The sequence below is a fragment of the Corynebacterium sp. ACRPZ genome, assembly GCF_022346205.1.
GTDB lineage: Bacteria > Actinomycetota > Actinomycetes > Mycobacteriales > Mycobacteriaceae > Corynebacterium > Corynebacterium lehmanniae.
In genome coordinates this window covers 20,117-36,908 of sequence record NZ_JAKRMR010000006.1, presented here as the reverse complement: position 1 = coordinate 36,908, position 16,792 = coordinate 20,117, and the positions used below count along the sequence as shown (strand labels likewise).

General features: G+C 58.7%; 13 protein-coding genes and 3 tRNA genes. 10 read left to right on the top strand and 6 right to left on the bottom strand.

Going from position 1 to position 16,792, the window contains the following annotated elements:
* Position 1: 1 nt before the first annotated feature.
* Positions 2-1,060, top strand: coding sequence for a PHB depolymerase family esterase (locus MHX64_RS05650; protein ID WP_239356249.1), 1,059 nt, complete (start codon positions 2-4; stop codon positions 1,058-1,060).
* Between the two features lie 298 nt (positions 1,061-1,358).
* On the opposite strand, the gene MHX64_RS05645 is transcribed toward MHX64_RS05650, so the two are convergent.
* Complete coding sequence (locus tag MHX64_RS05645) at positions 1,359-1,787, bottom strand: hypothetical protein (RefSeq protein WP_239356250.1); 429 nt, start codon at positions 1,785-1,787, stop codon at positions 1,359-1,361.
* Between the two features lie 385 nt (positions 1,788-2,172).
* Positions 2,173-2,604 (bottom strand): hypothetical protein, encoded by a 432-nt coding sequence (locus MHX64_RS05640; protein ID WP_239356251.1) that lies wholly within the window; start codon positions 2,602-2,604, stop codon positions 2,173-2,175.
* A 737-nt stretch (positions 2,605-3,341) separates the two neighbouring features.
* On the opposite strand from MHX64_RS05640, the gene gltX reads away from it, so the two are divergent.
* From gltX to MHX64_RS05595, 9 genes are all read left to right on the top strand, one after another.
* Positions 3,342-4,829, top strand: coding sequence for a glutamate--tRNA ligase (gene gltX / locus MHX64_RS05635; protein WP_239356252.1), 1,488 nt, complete (start codon positions 3,342-3,344; stop codon positions 4,827-4,829).
* A 158-nt stretch (positions 4,830-4,987) separates the two neighbouring features.
* Positions 4,988-5,059: transfer RNA gene (locus MHX64_RS05630), tRNA-Gln, on the top strand.
* Positions 5,060-5,088: 29 nt separating this feature from the next.
* Positions 5,089-5,161: transfer RNA gene (locus MHX64_RS05625), tRNA-Glu, on the top strand.
* A gap of 64 nt (positions 5,162-5,225) precedes the next feature.
* The gene (locus tag MHX64_RS05620; protein WP_239406322.1) at positions 5,226-6,458 is read left to right on the top strand and encodes an alpha/beta hydrolase family protein; all 1,233 of its coding nucleotides are present in this window, start codon (positions 5,226-5,228) and stop codon (positions 6,456-6,458) included.
* Positions 6,459-6,543: 85 nt separating this feature from the next.
* Entirely contained in the window at positions 6,544-7,614 is a 1,071-nt protein-coding gene (locus tag MHX64_RS05615; protein WP_239356254.1) for an ABC transporter substrate-binding protein, read from the top strand.
* Between the two features lie 6 nt (positions 7,615-7,620).
* Positions 7,621-9,231 carry an iron ABC transporter permease gene (locus MHX64_RS05610; RefSeq protein WP_239306866.1) on the top strand — a complete coding sequence of 537 codons (1,611 nt, stop codon included), beginning with the start codon at positions 7,621-7,623 and terminating at the stop codon, positions 9,229-9,231.
* Complete coding sequence (locus MHX64_RS05605; protein ID WP_239356255.1) at positions 9,231-10,280, top strand: ABC transporter ATP-binding protein; 1,050 nt, start codon at positions 9,231-9,233, stop codon at positions 10,278-10,280. The genes MHX64_RS05610 and MHX64_RS05605 overlap by 1 nt, the downstream gene beginning before the upstream one ends.
* Positions 10,281-10,356: 76 nt before the next feature.
* A tRNA-Glu gene (locus MHX64_RS05600) sits at positions 10,357-10,429 on the top strand.
* A gap of 62 nt (positions 10,430-10,491) precedes the next feature.
* Positions 10,492-11,328: a PhzF family phenazine biosynthesis protein gene (locus MHX64_RS05595; protein WP_239356256.1), complete on the top strand. Its 837-nt coding sequence runs from the start codon at positions 10,492-10,494 to the stop codon at positions 11,326-11,328.
* 22 nt (positions 11,329-11,350) lie between these two features.
* On the opposite strand, the gene MHX64_RS05590 is transcribed toward MHX64_RS05595, so the two are convergent.
* The 4 genes from MHX64_RS05590 to MHX64_RS05575 form a co-directional block, all read right to left on the bottom strand.
* Positions 11,351-13,048: an Eco57I restriction-modification methylase domain-containing protein gene (locus MHX64_RS05590; RefSeq protein WP_239356258.1), complete on the bottom strand. Its 1,698-nt coding sequence runs from the start codon at positions 13,046-13,048 to the stop codon at positions 11,351-11,353.
* A gap of 102 nt (positions 13,049-13,150) precedes the next feature.
* On the bottom strand, positions 13,151-13,918 hold the full coding sequence (locus MHX64_RS05585; protein ID WP_239356260.1) for an ATP-binding protein: 768 nt from the start codon (positions 13,916-13,918) through the stop codon (positions 13,151-13,153).
* Complete coding sequence (gene istA / locus MHX64_RS05580; protein ID WP_239356262.1) at positions 13,915-15,321, bottom strand: IS21 family transposase; 1,407 nt, start codon at positions 15,319-15,321, stop codon at positions 13,915-13,917. Before istA ends, MHX64_RS05585 begins: the two co-directional genes overlap by 4 nt.
* A gap of 115 nt (positions 15,322-15,436) precedes the next feature.
* A complete protein-coding gene (locus MHX64_RS05575) occupies positions 15,437-16,786 on the bottom strand; it encodes an IS256 family transposase (protein WP_239356263.1) in 1,350 nt (449 codons plus the stop codon).
* Positions 16,787-16,792 lie beyond the last annotated feature (6 nt).

Here is a 16,792-nt window from a genome sequence, read left to right as displayed (position 1 = left end):
TGTGAAAATTGTGAAAAGCCTTGCAGGTGGTCTCGCTGCCTTGCTCATCGCAGGTAGTGCGGTCGCCCCGGTGCAGGCTGGGGCCCAAGATATGTCGTCCCAAATCAACGGACAGGTAAACCGCGCGATCAACGACGCTAACCGCGCCGCCACCGACGCTGTGAACCAGGCCAACGCCGAGTGGAACAAGTTCGTCAAAATGGCCAACGACACCATCCCCGGCAGCTCGGCTCTTCCGCGCAATCCGTTGCCCGCGCCTGCGCCGGTGCCTGCGCCTGCGCCGTGGGCACCCCAGGCTCCCGCGCCAGTCGCTAACGGCACCAACGGCGAAATCCACGCGGCCGGACGCAGCTACCTCATCTGGGTGCCGCGAGGCTACAACCCGGCCAACCCGACGCCGGTGATGGTGGGCTACTCCGCCTACCAAGATTCCACCGAAAACTTCCGCAACTACTCCCGCCTGCGCGAATCCTCCGTCGGGCGCGACGCCATCATCGTCTACCCGCGCGCTATCGGTACATCCTGGGAAGGCTCGCCGACCGCAGTCACCCGGCCCGGGCAGGACATCGCCTACGTGCGCGCAATGATCGACGACGTGCAGCGCTACTACAACATCGACCGCCGCCGCATCTACGCCACCGGCATGTCCACCGGCGGCGGCATGGCAGCAGTCTCCGCCTGCCACATGGCGGACCTTTTCGCCGGCGTCGCAGGCGTATCCGGTGCGTACTACGCACCGGTGAACCGGGGTTGCCAGAACCTGCCTATCGCATTCATGGCGTTGCACGGCATGAACGACACCCTCACCCCGTACTACGGCACCACCCGCCGTGGCCAGCGCGTCCTGCCGGTTCCGGAACTGTTCGGCTCCTACGCCGCCCGCAATGGCTGCGGCCCCGGCCTCAACCGCGCCCCGCTGTACAACGCCACCCGCGTCTCCGCACGCGGCTGCCGCAAGGGCGTCGAAGTGATCCAGGTGCACGGCTCCAACCACTACTGGTGGTACTCGCCGTCCGCCGCCGACGAAATGTGGGCGTTCCTCTCCCGCCACTCCAAGTAGCGCACCACCCAAGCGCCTCCCGGGGCGCCTGCCAAGGCGCGGTTTTGTAAAACTTGGCCACAGTGGGGTGGAGGGAGCTGGGGGGTATTGGGTTTTAGGTTTTGTTTTAGGCCGAGTTTTACAAAACCATGTTGTGCCGGTTCTGCGGCCGCATAATGTTGTGCCGGTTCTGCGGCCGCATAATGTTGTGCCGGTTCTGTCCCGGGGTGGTGTTGCTGCTACTTACTTTCGACTCGATTTGAAGCAGACACAAAGTCTAGGGTAGCCAGCTTAGCAAGGTGAATAGGGGTGACTACCCCTATTGGTAGATGCATTGCTCAGTTTCATGACCGGTTTCGCTGACACGAATACCGCGTGTGCGGCTTGGGAACTTCGCAGGGATCCCTGGCTCGAAATCAATTTCAAGTTTTGCTGATAATAGTCGCACCGCATCATCGACTTCATTGGGATCACAGGGAACATCAGCAACAGTTACGAAGAAGAATACTGAGTACTCCGCTTCCTGTTCTGGGCTTAGCTCCTCGCTCGGTGGAATGATCTCTGACAGGAGGAGTTCAAAAGTTGGTTCACTGTGTCCAGCTTGGTATGCCTGTTCAGACGAGAAGTGCACTCTGTTTTTTTCGCGCACCACATCGACACATCTTTGGTGCCTTGCTTTTGCTTCATCAAGTTGGTCGTACCGACACACGAATTTTGTGAAAAAACACCACGTAGATGTCTCATCCATAATGGTTCCTTATCTGTACGTCGATTTAAATAGGTCTCTTCGATTTTGTGTAAGCGCCTCGAGGGGTGTACTTCTTCTGGGTTTTGCAATGACGCTTTGCGTGGTTCGGGCCGAACTTGGAGACGAACGAGTTAGCGTCACTTTCAGCCGCTTCAGGATCCTTGGGGTGATTTCCAAACGTGAAACCGGAAATAGGGTTATCGGGAGCGTTTTCGTGTACCTGGCATTTCACCGTGTAAGTCCCGATACTATCTCTGTAACGAGGATCATCTTTGCCTAGAGCGTCTGCGTGAGAGACGTGAATGGCGGAAACGGTGAGAGCTACTACCGCTGCTGAACAGAATCTACGGCGCGACATCTTTATGCTTTCTCCTTCTCTTGTTCTCTAGCAGAGATAGACCCCATCGATTCGTCCGATGGCAGGGCCAAGATTAGTACGTGAGCCAGGTTCGATTGATTTACAAGCTTTGTCAGGGCCAAAAGCCAGAGTCACTTTCACGCGTTGCGGTTCATCGCCGCCGCAATTGTTTTCCACTTGAACAAAGCCCTTTTCTGCTTTCGCGACAATGCAGTTCGGTGCAGTTGTTAAACCGGCCGCCCTAGCTTGCCCCTTCTCCGGCAGGCCGTTCGGAATAAATTCAACTTTGGCTACATCACCCTTTTGAAAAGAGATGCTTTCACCCGGGGCCAGGTCCGTTTCCGTAGCTGCATTCGTTGATAGTGAAGTGGGTCTATCGTTGGCCTGCGCATTCGCAGGAATTGCGAGCGTAGTCGCTAGGGTTAGGGCGAATATTGCAGCTGAACGAATGGGGTTCAATCTAGATCTCCTTCCGATTTCGTGGCGTGGTCGTCTCTATCCGGCCACCTGAACTAGAAGCGTGTCCGAGGGTAACGTAGAGGGGAGGATAGATAAATGTAGACAATGTATGTTTCATTGCTCGCCACTTTTCCGGAGGGTCTCCCTCGTTATATCCAATTGCAACTCGTGCTGGCACCATTCCCATCTCAGGTTTGTACAGAAAAGAGATTGACTCCAGCGACAACTATCGGGTCGCCCGCGCCTATTTCAAGCTGAGCATGTTACGGGACAGGTAGCCGAAACCGTAGATATCGAGCGGGCATTTTTCGAAACGGTGACCATCTCGTCGAGTTCTTTCGGCATTCGCAGGGCTTTGGATTCTGACAGGCTGGCCGCCGAATCGGAGTCGATTGCGTGCTCTTTGCGCGTGATCGGCGCTCGAGTAGTAAGGGAAGGATGGGCCGTGACGGAGTTTCGGCACCGCCACATCGATCGTCCGTGACAGGCTCTTGCGGTTGCGGTGGGGCACGCCCTAGAGAATGAGGCGTCGCCGTATTGGGCGTCGTTGGCAGGGTCAGTTTGGACGCAAGAGGATCTAGTTGAGTTGACTTGTCCAATCGGGGGTCTCGAGCCAGTTGAACTTTCAAATACGTTGCCGGGAGGATAGGCGGTGCAGCGGTTATTGCCATGCTCCTTTCGGTGGTGCACCGGAGGACGTCGATAGGCAAGGGGCTCTGCGCGCTACGATTGCGCACATGACTGACTCTTCAATGCGCGTACGTTTTTGCCCGTCACCAACCGGAACCCCGCACGTGGGCATGGTGCGCACGGCACTGTTCAACTGGGCGCAGGCGCGCCACTCCGGCGGCACGTTTGTGTTCCGCATCGAGGACACGGATGCCGCGCGTGACTCGGAGGAGAGCTACCAGGCGATCATCGAGTCGCTGGAGTGGCTGGGCCTGACCTGGGACGAAGGTATCAACGTGGGCGGCCCGCACGAGCCGTACCGCCAGTCCCAGCGCTCCGAGATTTACACGGACGTTTTGAACAAGCTCATCGAGGCCGGCGAGGTGTACCCGGCGTACTCCACCAACGAAGAGGTTCAGGAGCGCCACAAGGCCGCCGGCCGCGACCCGCAGCTGGGCTACGACAACTTCGACCGCGACCTGACGCAGGAGCAGATCGACGCGTTTGAGGCGGAAGGCCGTAAGCCGGTGTGGCGCCTGCGCATGCCGGACCAGGACTGGACCTGGAACGACCTGGTGCGCGGCGAAGTGACGTTCAAGTCCGAAACGCAGCCGGACTTCGTGGTCGCCCGCTCCAACGGCGCGCCGCTGTACACGCTGGTCAACCCTGTCGATGACGCGCTGATGGGCATCACCCACGTCCTGCGCGGCGAGGACCTGCTGTCGTCCACCCCGCGCCAAATGGCGCTGTACGAGGCGCTCAAGCGCGTCGGTGTCGCAGAGTTCACCCCCGAGTTCGGCCACCTGCCGTTCGTGATGGGGCAGGGCAACAAGAAGCTGTCCAAGCGCGACCCGGAGTCGAACCTGTTCAACCACCGCGACAACGGCATCATCCCGGAAGGCATGATCAACTACCTGGCGCTGCTGGGGTGGTCGCTGTCTGCGGACCAGGACATCTTCAGTGTCGACGAGTTTGTCAAGGCCTTTGATGTCAACGACGTGCTGGGCAACCCGGCCCGCTTTGACCAGAAGAAGCTCGAGGCCATCAACGCCGACCACATCCGCCTGCTCGAGCCGGAGGACTTCCGCGACCGTCTGCGCGCGTACCTGACCGAGCACACGGACTTCCCGGAGGATTACCCGGCCGACAAGTTCGCCATTGCGGCGGACCTGGTGCAAACGCGCATTAAGGTGCTGTCTGAGGGTTACAACCTGCTGAAGTTCCTGGTCACCGCCGACGAGGACCTGGAGCTGGACGAGAAGAGCGCGAAGAAGAACCTCAAGGAGACCGCCATCGAGCCGTTGGACGCGGGCATCGCCGCGCTGGAAGCGGTGGAGGAGTGGACCACTCCGAACATCGAGGCGGCGTTGAACAAGGCGCTTATCGACGACCTCGGGTTGAAGCCCCGTGTCGCATTCGGTGCCCTGCGCGTTGGCGCGACCGGCGCGGCAGTGTCTCCGCCGCTGTTCGAGTCCATGGAGCTGCTGGGCCGCGAGTCCACGCTGAAGCGTCTCCGTGCCGCTCGAGAGGTGACTCCCTATCAGGCTGCGGAGTAGTTACAACGCTGTTGTTATAGCGCGATAACGGCCGCCGCGATTTGGGCGGTGGCCTGCGGATTTGGTGGCTGTAGCGATTCATGGTTATAGTAATCCACGTTGTTCAGCAAGACAGGCGCTAAACCGGAAGGAAAAGCGCAGGTCAGACTGGAAAACGATGGCCTATGGTGTAATTGGCAACACAACGGTTTCTGGTACCGTCATTCTAGGTTCGAGTCCTGGTAGGCCAGCTGCAGAGCTTTAAGTTCTGTGTCCTAATGCCCCGTTCGTCTAGTGGCCTAGGACGTCGCCCTCTCACGGCGGTAACACGGGTTCAAATCCCGTACGGGGTACAACGCAAAAACCTCCGGTCCAGCTTTTGGGCCGGAGGTTTTTCGCTTCCGGTACTGTGAGCGCATGGTTTGGAAGTTGTCGTCGCTGTTCAGCGGTGAAATTCGTCAAAGTGGATCCAGTCTCATCGATGCGTTCAGCGTGCCAGCAGCGGCGTCGAGCTTGTCTTCCTCGATTCCACTGCTCGCAGTTCCAGCGCTGTTTCTCGCGACACTGGGCGGGGGAGTCTTCGGCGCGCCGCTCTATGAGGGGTTGGGCGGCAGCGGGTCGTCGACAAGCAATGGCTCCAGCAACGTCGCCGAGACCTTTCCGGATCCGGACGCGGAGCCCGCGACCCTGAAGTCGGTGACGCACATTGAAAACGACGTCTACGAGGTCGTCGTGTACTCGCCATCGATGGATAGGGAGGTCAAAAACGAGGTAATCCTGCCCGGCGGACCGGACAATGACGCGAAGCGGCCCACGTTTTACCTGCTGATGGGTGCGGACGGTGCCGCCAACGGCTGGTCCTGGCGCAACTCGTCCGATTATCAGGAGTTCTTCCAGGACAAACTGGTCAATGTGGTCACTCCGATCGGCTCAGTCTCCTCAATGCAGGCTGATTGGTACCGCGAGGACGATGCGACGGGGCGCAACAAGTGGCTCACGTACTTCACCAAAGAGCTGCCCCCGCTTATGGACGAGCAGTTCCAGGGCACCGGCACCGACGCCATCGCAGGCATTTCCATGTCCGGCGGGCCGGCACTCAATATTGCGTCGTTGGAACCGGAGCGTTTTGCCGCCGCAGCGTCGTACTCCGGGTGCCCGGCCACCTCCGGTGTTCTCGGCGACACATACGTGCGCCAGGCTTTGAAGCTCAACGGTGCGGATCCCCGCAAGATGTGGGGCATGTCCTCCAATCCGGCGTGGATGGCACACTCGCCCGTGCTGCACCTGGATGCGCTGGAAGACACGAAGCTGTTCATCTCCGCCGCGCAGGGAGTGCCCGACGCTATCGACGATACGAAGACGTCCTCCGAGCGCATAGGACCGCCCGTGGCGATCGAGTCTGCGTCGTACGCGTGCTCTGAATACTTCGTGGAGAGGGCGCAGCGCGCCGGCTTGGACGTGCAGTGGTACCCGCAGGTGGAAGGCACGCACAGCTGGGGCCTGTTTGAGAAGTCCATGCGCAAAAGCTGGTCGGTGATCGGCCCGGCGCTCGACGTACAGCCCTTCGAACGGGAGACCCCGGTGACGAAGACGCCTCTTTCAGAGGAGACACCGCAGCCTGTCGGCGGGTCTGCGGGGTCGAGTGGGTAGCAACTGGCGCTGCTGTTCGGCGAGCGTGCGGTGGGATGCGGTGTTAAGGTAAGTGCTGTTTTTACCGTGCGCAAAGGAGTTCTTAATGAAATTCACACGAAAGTCTCTGTCTGCAATTGCCACCCTCAGCGCCGCGATGCTCGCTCTCGCTGGCTGCTCTGAGCCTACAGAGGACACAGCATCTAGCAAAGGAACCTCCGCCGGGAATGCTGCTGAAGACGCGGCAAAGGACTCTGCCACCGGTTCGCTCACGCTTTACACTTCCGAGCCGGAGGAGAAGGTCGACGAAATTATCGCAGCGTTTAATGAGGAGCACCCAGATGTAGACGTGCAGGTTTATCGTGCAGGCACCGGTGACCTCAAAGCGCGTATCGAGGCAGAAAAGGCATCTGGCTCCGTGGAGGCCGACCTGATCTGGGCGGCGGACGCACCAACTTTTGAGGCCTTCAAGTCTGAAGACCTGCTCGCACAGTTGAATGATGTGGAAGCTGGTGAGGTTATCGACAGCGCCGTGGACCCGGAGGGGTACTACGTTGGCACCCGCATCATCTCTACCGTTCTTGCGTACAACACCTCAGTGATCGATGAAGCTGATGCACCACAGTCTTGGACTGATCTGACCGACGCACGGTTCCGCGACAAGATCGTCATGCCGGACCCGGCAGTTTCCGGCGCAGCCGCATACAACGCCACGGTGTGGATGAACAACGACGAGCTCGGTGAAGACTGGCTCACCGCGCTGGGTGAGAACGCACCAATGATTGCTGCATCCAACGGCCCGACCTCGCAGGAGATTGCGGGTGGTGGCCACCCGGTCGGCGTAGTGGTGGACTACCTCGTGCGCGATCTGGCGGCACAGGGATCCCCGGTTAAGGAGGTCTACGCCACCGAAGGCTCGCCGTACATCACCGAGCCGATCGCAGTATTCGCGGATTCGAAGAACCAGTCTGCGGCGGAGTTGTTTATTAGCTTTGTGCTGTCGAAGAAGGGCCAAGAACTAGCAGTCGAGCAGAACTACTTGCCGATCATTGACGGCGTCGGTACGCCGGGTGATGCCCCGGAGCTTGATGATATTGCGTTGATGGATGCTGATCTGCAGACACTGACGGACGATCGCGCACGTTCCGTAGAGTTCTTCCAGAGCGCGATGAACTAGGTGGCAATGCAACGCGTTTCTTCGCCGGGGCTCAACCTCGCTCGCCTAGGGGTGTGGTTGGTTGCCGCGGCGATTTTCATTGTTCCTCTCGCGATGGTGGTCTCACTCGCGCTCGGGGGAAATCAGTTTCCGGTACTTGTGGAACAAGGCTTGGCGCGCGCCACTTGGAATTCCGTGATTACCACCGTGCTGTCTTCTATGGGCGCGGTACTAATCGGTGGCACGATTGCGATTGTTTTGGAGCGCACCGATGTTGGTGGAGCAACGGGATTACGCTTATTTCTGCTCTCGCCGCTGTTAGTCCCACCGTTCGTCGGTGCCATTTCCTGGCTGCAGCTGTTTGGCCGAAACCAGGGGCTCAATGCGCTGTTCGACCGGCCGCTGTGGGACCTGTACGGAGCCGACGGCATTGTCTTTCTGATGACGTTGCACTCGTACCCGGTTGTGTACGTCATTGTGGCCGCAGCGTTGCGCCAGATCCCCTCTGATCTCGAACTGGCTGCACGCGTTAGTGGCGCGGGCAGTGGCACGGTGCTGCGCACTGTGACCATCCCGCTGTTGGGGCCCGCATTCTTGAGCGCCTTCACCCTGACGGCAGTGTCGAACCTCGCCGACTTCGGTATTCCATCGATTCTGGGGTCGCCGGTGCAGTTCGAGACATTAGCGACAATGTGTTACCGGTTTATGGAATCAGGCACGGTAAGCAACCCGCTGCAGGTCGTGTCCACAGTTGGAGCAGTGTTGATGCTGCTGGGCATTATCGCCGTGGTGGCAGATTACGCGGTGTCGCGCCGAGCCTCCTCGCAAGTCAGTGGTGCCAGCACGATGAAACTTTCACTCGGTGTGGCGAGAGTTCCTGTCACCGTGGTGTCCTGGGTCCTTGCACTCGCGGTTACCCTCGGTCCGATCTTAGGGCTCGCTCACCGTGCGTTGCTTCCGGCCCCGGGTGTGCCGTTTACGTTGGAGACCATCTCGCTGTCGAATTTTCAGCGCACCCTGAGTAACCCGCGGGTGGTTGATGGTTTCACTAACTCGGTCGCTCTCGCAGGCGGTGCCGCACTACTGTGCGGTCTGCTGGGTTGGGCGATCGGCATCTTGGTCACCCGCACCCGCGCGCGTACTAACACGCCGCTATCTCTGGCTACATTGCTTCCGGCTGCACTCCCTGGGCTGATCATTGGCGTCGGGTGGCTCATTGTGGGCAGGTACACGGGGCTCTACAACACCCGTTGGGTGATCCTGTTGGCCTACGTCTGCGCCTTCACAGCCTTGGTGCTGCAGGCTGTGCGCGCACCGATGAGCAAGATTCCGGTTGCAGTGGAAGAAGCGGCACGAATCTCTGGCGCGGGTAGGGTGCGCTCAATCGTGGACACTTCGGGGCGAATGGCTGTACCAGCGGCGTTCTCCGGGGCAGTTCTCGTTGCAGTCACCGCGGTGCGCGAGCTCACCGTGTCAATTCTGCTCGTTGCTCCGGGCACCACAACAATTGGTGTGCAACTGTTCAACCTCCAACAGTCCGGAAACTACAACCAAGCTTCAGCGCTTGCATTGATGTTTGCAGTAATCGGTATTGCCGCCCTGGCACTGACCGTGCGCAACCCTGACAAGGAGTCCTGATGAGTGACATTGCGATTGACGGCCTCAGCGTCGTATTCCCAGACGGTGCCATTGGGTTGGACGACATCAACCTACGCGTTGGTAGCGGCGAGTTCGTAGCGCTAGTCGGCCCGTCCGGCTCGGGAAAAACCACGCTGCTGCGCACCCTCGCCGGGTTTGTGCAGCCCTCCACAGGCACGGTCTCCCTCGACGGCACAAACGTGACTCGCACACCGCCAGAAAAGCGGCGGATGGGCATGGTGTTTCAGCAGCACGCAGTCTGGCCACACATGAGTGTTGCGGATAATGTCGCCTACCCGCTCAAACGTGCAGGTACGAGCAAGAAGCAACAACAACAGCTCGTCGAATCGACGTTGCGCACCGTGGGGCTGGAGAGCTACGGAGACCGGAAACCTTCAACGTTGTCTGGCGGTCAGCGGCAGCGAGTCGCACTCGCGCGTGCGATTGTGGCCAAGCCGCAAGTGCTGCTGCTCGACGAAGCTTTGTCGGCCCTCGACGAACCACTGCGAGACAGTCTTCGCCGAGAGCTTGTTGCACTGACCAAGCGGTCTTCTCTAACTACAGTGCACGTGACCCACGACCGCAAGGAAGCGATTGCCATCGCAGATCGCATCGCATTGCTGCGAGACGGCGAGCTCGAGCAGTTTGCCTCGCCGAGGGATATCGTCGCTCAACCAGCTTCGCCGTGGGTGGCCTCCTTTATCGCTGACGCGACGCTGTTAGAGGGACAAATTATCGACGGCCGCGTGGTCGTCACAACGCCTGCCATGGAATGGCCGACTGCGCATGTGGAGATGGTTGGCGCATCAGGCCATAGAGGTGATGTCACCGTTGCGGTGTTACCTGAGGCGGTAGAAGTGGCAGCACCAGGGGAGCGGAACGTACTAAACGGCCGGGTCACCTCCTCGCTATTTGAGGTGTCCGTCTACTCGCTCACCATCGATGTGGACGGGGTGGAGTTTCGCGCTCGCGCTTCAGCCCGCACCACCCCAGAAGTTGGCGAAACGGTCGGCGTCAACGTCCACGCCCCGTTGGTCTACATCGCTTAAAAACGACCCTAACCTGCCGATTTGTTGGAGGACAATAGCGTCCTTTATTGTTAACAGGTCGCAAACAAGCGAGCGCGCCCCGTTCGTCTAGCGGCCTAGGACGTCGCCCTCTCACGGCGGTAACACGGGTTCAAATCCCGTACGGGGTACAAGGTACAACTCCCGATCCGGACTCCGGGTCGGGAGTTTTCGCATTGGTAGCCTTGGCCGGGTGACTTCCCTGAACTTCTTTGAAATCGACGTCTTCGCCACCGGCGCGTTCACGGGCAACCCGCTCGCCGTCATCTGCGGCGCGGAGGATCTCTGTGACGAGCAGATGCAGCAGATTGCGTCCTGGACCAACTTCTCGGAAACGACGTTCCTGCTCGAACCGACGAACCCCGAGGCAGACTACCGCGTGCGCATCTTCACACCGGTGGAGGAATATGCCTTCGCCGGCCACCCCACGCTCGGCACGGCGCGTGCGTGGCTGGAGCTCGGTAACACGCCGCGCAACCAGGGCCGCGTGATTCAGGAGTGCGGCGTGGGCAACGTCGAGGTCCGCATCGAGGGCGACTCCCTCGCGTTCGCCACCCCGCCGCTCAAGCGTGACGACCAGCTCTCGGAGGGGGAGAAGGACGAGGTGTGCGAGACCTTTGGCGTCGAGAAGCAATTGCTTGTCGACGCCGCCTTCGGCGACAACGGCCCCGGCTGGAAGCTGGCGCTTTTGGATAGTCTGGACGCGCTGCGGGCGCTGGAGAAGCCCGCGGGAAGCGACCTGAAGGTGGCGTTTGCGGCGCTGACGGGTGGGACGGATCCGGCCTATGAGCTGCGTGCTTTCACGCCGACGTTCGAGGACCCAGTCACCGGCAGCGCGAACGGTGCGATGGCGCAGTGGCTGCGCGGGCGGGGAGATGTGACTGCGAAGTACACGGTCTCGCAGGGTACGGCGCTGGGGCGCGACGGGCGGGTGGAGATCACCGACGACGGGGAGGATATCTGGGTCGGCGGGCGCGCGCGGGTGCGGGTGCGGGGGACGCTGGAGGTGAGTGAACCGAACATGTTTTGAGGAGGAAACAAAAGTCTTCGGCTCACAATTCGTGGGCGGGGGTGACGGTAGCGCGAACGATCTGGCGATCGTCAGAGTCTATCTCATAGAGGTCAAAGACCAATTCGTCTAAGTCGTACTCGAGAACCTGGATCTCTGCTATCAGCTTACGAATATCTCTTGATCTTGAGGTGAAGTAATCGTTGAGATCAGAGACCTGCGTTGGGGTTAATTGCAGATTCAATTTTTGGTGGAACTCCTGAAAATCGATTTCCCACCACGCCGACAACGATCTAGGTACAGACTGAAGCGAATAGAGGGTGCGCAGCGGCAGCCAAAACTTGGATTTAGCCTCTTGGAAATTGGAGTGAGCCTCGCATAGCTTTTCGTGGAGTTCTCGGAACGGTTCGACCTCATCTGTCTGAGCAATCGGCACTGCACCGAGAGGTCTCATATCGATCTGGTAATTATCACCTTGCATTTTGCCGCGAAACTTAAACCAGTAAGCGATAAGGCTTGAGTTGAGAACGCATGTGAGGAACATGTTGTCGATACGATCGGTTTTGATGACATTGAAGGTGCGGGTGAAGTAGGCTTCGAAATCTATAAGAGAGAACCGTGGACGGCCGACTGCTTTCCGAATTACGAAGATTCGCTCGCCAGAATAAATCTCTGGGTCGCGAGCCCGGTGCAAGCCGTAGGGTTTGTTTGCACTGGTTATTACGTCTTGGAAAAGATCGAGATGCTTTTTGATGCCGGGGTAAGCATCAAGTGATTTGGGATCCTTGAAAACCGGTCCGGTGTAAATCACATACTCCGCGGGTTCCCGGATTGCGTAAAACCGGTTTATTTCACTGGGAGAGAAGAGAGGACGAATTAGCTCCATATCCTTTGAGCTAAATTTCTTTGCGGCCAATTGTGCTCGGGTAAGCACGAAGATGCCGTCTCCTGGTTCGATTCGTCGGCTTAGCGCTTGACTGAGGCGCTCCGCATCTTTTCGCTTCACGGTTTCCTGACCGTCAATACCCGAGAAGATTTCGGATTTAGGGTCTAAGAAAAAGGACCCCTTCGAGGAAATTGCATCAATGACCCGTGTGGCCGTAGGGGGAACAAATGAGATCGTCTCGCCTATGGAAGAGGCTCGATCCAATTGTGTCGAGAAGCGGAGTGAGCCTTGGGTGTCATCCTGGGTTAGAAAATCGATGACATCCGATTCGCGACCGTTTGTGACCTCAAATTTCTGGTATGAAAAGTCATAGGACGGATCGGCTGACGATCTTCGGCAGATCATAATCATGGTCTGAATGCCAGCATCCTCAAAGACGTTGTAAGAACCAAAATCAACGAATCGCTCAATGCGGCCGTCCCGAATAACCTTGTTTCTGAACTTTTGAGCGCCGTCACTTGTCACCCAGTTGCTCTGCGCGATTATCCCGATTAGCCCTGTTTCTGGCTGAATCAAGTCGAGTGCCAGGCCGCCGAACAGATACCAAAGGTCCATTTTCCCTTGGTAGATGGGGTTGGATTTAACCGCTGAAAAAGCCTCTCGATTCTCATCTTCTTTGATGTACGGAGGGTTCATCAGAACGACTTCAAAACCGCCATTTTTCAAAACTGTAGGGAAGGTCTGTTTCCAATCAATCGTTAGGCTGTTTCCCACCTTGATGTTGTCATTGAGAGTAGTGAGCTTCTTGTCTTTGATCGCGGTTTTGAGCCACAAACTCAACTTTGTGATTTCCACGGATTCTGCTGTTTAGAAGATCGAAATGGTAGCGGTGTGGTGAGTTTGTGGTAGCGCCTGAGTGGGGATCCGGTAGCGGTCCCTGCTCAGGCGCTTTGTGTGTTACTGGTTAGCTTCCAGTCTCATGTTTGGTCCTTCGAGGGTGATGATTTCGGCGCCGGCGATGAGTCGGTTGAGGATGGACTCGGCGATGACGGCGTCCGGGATGGATCTGTACCAGTCTTGCGGGGTGAACTGTGAGGTCACGATGGTTGATCGGTTGCCTTCTCGTTCGGAGAGAATGTTGAAGAGCAGGTGTGCGGTGGTGGCATCGACTGGGGTGGTGAGGAAGTCGTCGAGGACTAACACGTCGACGTTGATCAACTCGCGGGTGAGTTTGAGCCGGGCTGGGTCGTCGAGTGGCATTACTGCGAAGTGCGCGGCGAGCATGTCGGTGCGGTAGAACCTGGCGGAGTAGTCGTTGCGGCATGCTGCGGTGATCAGTGCTTGGGCGAGGTAGGTCTTGCCGACTGAGGATTTGCCCAAGATGACAATGTTTTGGCCCAGGTGGCACCATTGTCCGTGAGCGAGTCGGCTGACTTGTTCTGGGTTGATGTTGCGGTCAGGTGCGTAGACGACGTCTTCGAGGCAGGCATCGGGGTTTGGCGATCGTGATGCCTTGAGCAGTTTGTTGATGCGGCGTTCGCGTCTGGCCGCGACTTCTTTGTCGAGTGCGTAGAGCACCTTTTGGGAGAAGGTCCACGTGTCGAAGGCTGGGTCGTTGGCGATGTCGATGACGCTTTTGCCGAAGGCTGTCATGCGCATCGCTGTGAAGTCCGCGAGGACGGATTCGTCGAGGAAGCGCTCTTGCGGCGGGGTCGGTGGGGTCATGGCGTTGTGGTTCCTTTCTTGATGAGGTTGTCCAGGCTGAACTGTGCTGCGCCACCGAGGTAGGCGCCGCTGGTGTCGCGTGTGGCAGCGGCGGATGGGTCGGCCGGATGTGCGGGTGTGGCCGGTGCCGGTTGGTCGAAGCCGTGTGGTCGGGTTGCGGCTTCTTTGCGTACGGCGGCCATCATGTTTTTGACCGCGGTGTAGGACACCGCCCGGCGGGTCCCGTCGGAGGAGAGCAGACGCTTACATGCTTCTTCCAGCACGAGCTTGTTGGCGTGTTTGCCCATTGACAGCACGTTTCTGCACGATTGGTACGCCTGGGCCGGGATTGCTTTCGCCGCGATCATTTCCTCGATGACGGTGCGTGTCGCCGGCCCGATCTTTTGGGCTTCGCGCAGGAAGTAATCGCTCGTCCACAGTCCCTGGGTGTGATCCATGTTCGCCGGTATGTGGTCGGCATCGGTGACATACGCCCCGCGGGTGTGGGCAAGCGTGTGGGTTGTAACGGCACGGCCACCATCGAAGACCGTGAGCACTTGCCCGGTGATGCGCACATCGACAGTGCGGCCAACGAGCTGGTGCGGCACGGAGTACCGCACGCTAGCTACGGTGATGTGGAAATCTGGGGCGACCTTGGCGCGTTTCCACTCGGTGCGCTGCCACGGGGTATCGGGAAGCGCTGTCAACAGGTGCCTTTCATGCGCATCGAAAATGTCTTTGCGGCTTGACTGCTGGTGACGAAACGGTACCGCCTGGTTGATCTGGTCAACCAACTGCCTAATGCGCGTGTTGAGTTCGTCAAGGTCGACGCACTGGTGGCCATCGAGTGCGTGGATGACCTTGTGGGTGACGATCTTGACTGCGGCTTCGACATTGGCTTTGTCTTTCGGCCGTTTCGACCTCGTGGGCAGCGCTGCGGTGTTGTAATGCTCCAAAAACTGCTCGTAGGTGTCGTTGACCTTGCGGTTTCGATCCGCCGCGCTGATCGCGTTCGACGCAGTCGAGGCATTATCCGGCACCACAACCTCAGGCACGCCCCCGAAGTAGGCGAACGCGTGGTGGTGGGCATCAAGCCAGGAATGCTGGCGCTCATCCGGACACGCGAGGGCAAAAATCATCCCTGAATACGGCATTGAGGCGACAAACACGCTGACCTTCACCCCTGGTGCGCCATAAGGGTCGAACAGGCGCATCTTGGTGCCTGCCCAATCCACCTGCATGGTGTGCCCCGGTGTGTGGGTGATGCGTGCGGTCAAACCGGCCGCATCGACATGGGACGCCACCAACTGGCGAAACCGGTCGTAGCTGTAATGGAGCTGGCCGGGTAAAGCAGGTGTGGTGGTGTAGCGTGCCCACAGCACTTGCAGTGTCTGCTTGTTACGCCCGGTGCGGGCTTTGACCACCGCATCGAAATCGATAGGGACGAACTCGCCCTGGCCTGTGCTGCGCCCATCTACGAATAACTCGTCGAGCTCATCATCCGGAGAGTGTCCGATTCTTTGTGTGCGGGGGTTTGGTTTACAAGTAGTCCGCGAATCGGTCGGGGTAAGCCACGGCTAGTTGGTTGATGGCTTGTTTCCACCCGGTGGCTTTCGCCCCTTCAATATAGCCGTTGCATTCAACGTCGCGCTTTGCTTTCTTCGCTCGCTGCGCAGCGCGCTTGTCTTCGATGTTGCAAATCATCAGCCAAAGCGTCTTCAGTGCCGCGGTATCGTTCGGGAATTGGCCCCTGTTGCGGGTAGCTTTCCGCAGTTCAGCATTCAGCGACTCGATCGAATTGGTGGTGTAGAGCACCCGGCGTGCCGCCGGCGGGAACTGCAGGAACGGCACGAACCGCTCCCAGGCGTCGCGCCAGACTTTGACCGACTGGGGGTATTTCCGGCCGAGTTCACTGGCCTCGAAAGCATCCAGGCTGGCACGTGCGGTGTCTTCGTTGGCGGCCGTGTAGACCTCACGCAGCGCCCGGGAGACAGATTTGCGGTCCTGGTAGGACACCCACCGGTTCGCAGCCCGAATCAGGTGCACAATGCAGGTCTGCACCATCGAATTCGGCCAGGTGGCTTCCACGGCTTCCGGCAAGCCTTTGAGCCCGTCGCAGCACACGATGAACACGTCCTGGACACCACGGTTGGCCAGATCCGCGCACACCGATGCCCAGAATGCAGCACCTTCATTTTCCGCGATCCACAATCCCAGGATGTGCTTGATGCCGTCCATGTCGACACCAACCGCCATGTAGCAGGACTTGTTGACCACGCGGTGGCCGTCACGGATCTTGACGCGTAGCGCGTCGAGGAAGATCACCGGGTAAAACTCGTCAAGCTGGCGGTTTTGCCAGATCATGACCTCGTCTAACACCGCATCGGTAATGGTGCTGATCGTATCCGGGCTCATATCCACCCCGAGCGTGGTTGCCAGATGGTGCTGAATATCACGCACCGTCATCCCGCCGGCGTACAGCGAGACGATCATGTCATCGAGCTCAGTCAGTCGGCGTGCACCCTTGGGCACCATCTTTGGCGCAAACGTGCCGGCACGATCCCTGGGCACAGTCACTTCCACCGCGCCGTAGCCAGAATTGACGGTCTTGGTGTACGACCCATTGCGGTGATTGTTCGCCTGTGCGGTTTCCACCTGGGCTTTGGTCTTGCGGTCAGAATGGCTATAGCCCAAATGCGCATCCATCTCCGCCTGCAGACCAGCGTTGATCGATGCCTGCAGCAGGCCTTTGACCAGCTCGCTTGCATCATCAGCGGAGGTCGACAGCTCGCTGATCAAGCTGGCAAGCTCAGGATTTTCCATCAGCTTCTCGCTGATCTCATTGACCTTTGCCGGGTCATGGTTTTTCTTCGGTGACACCGTAGTCATTATCGG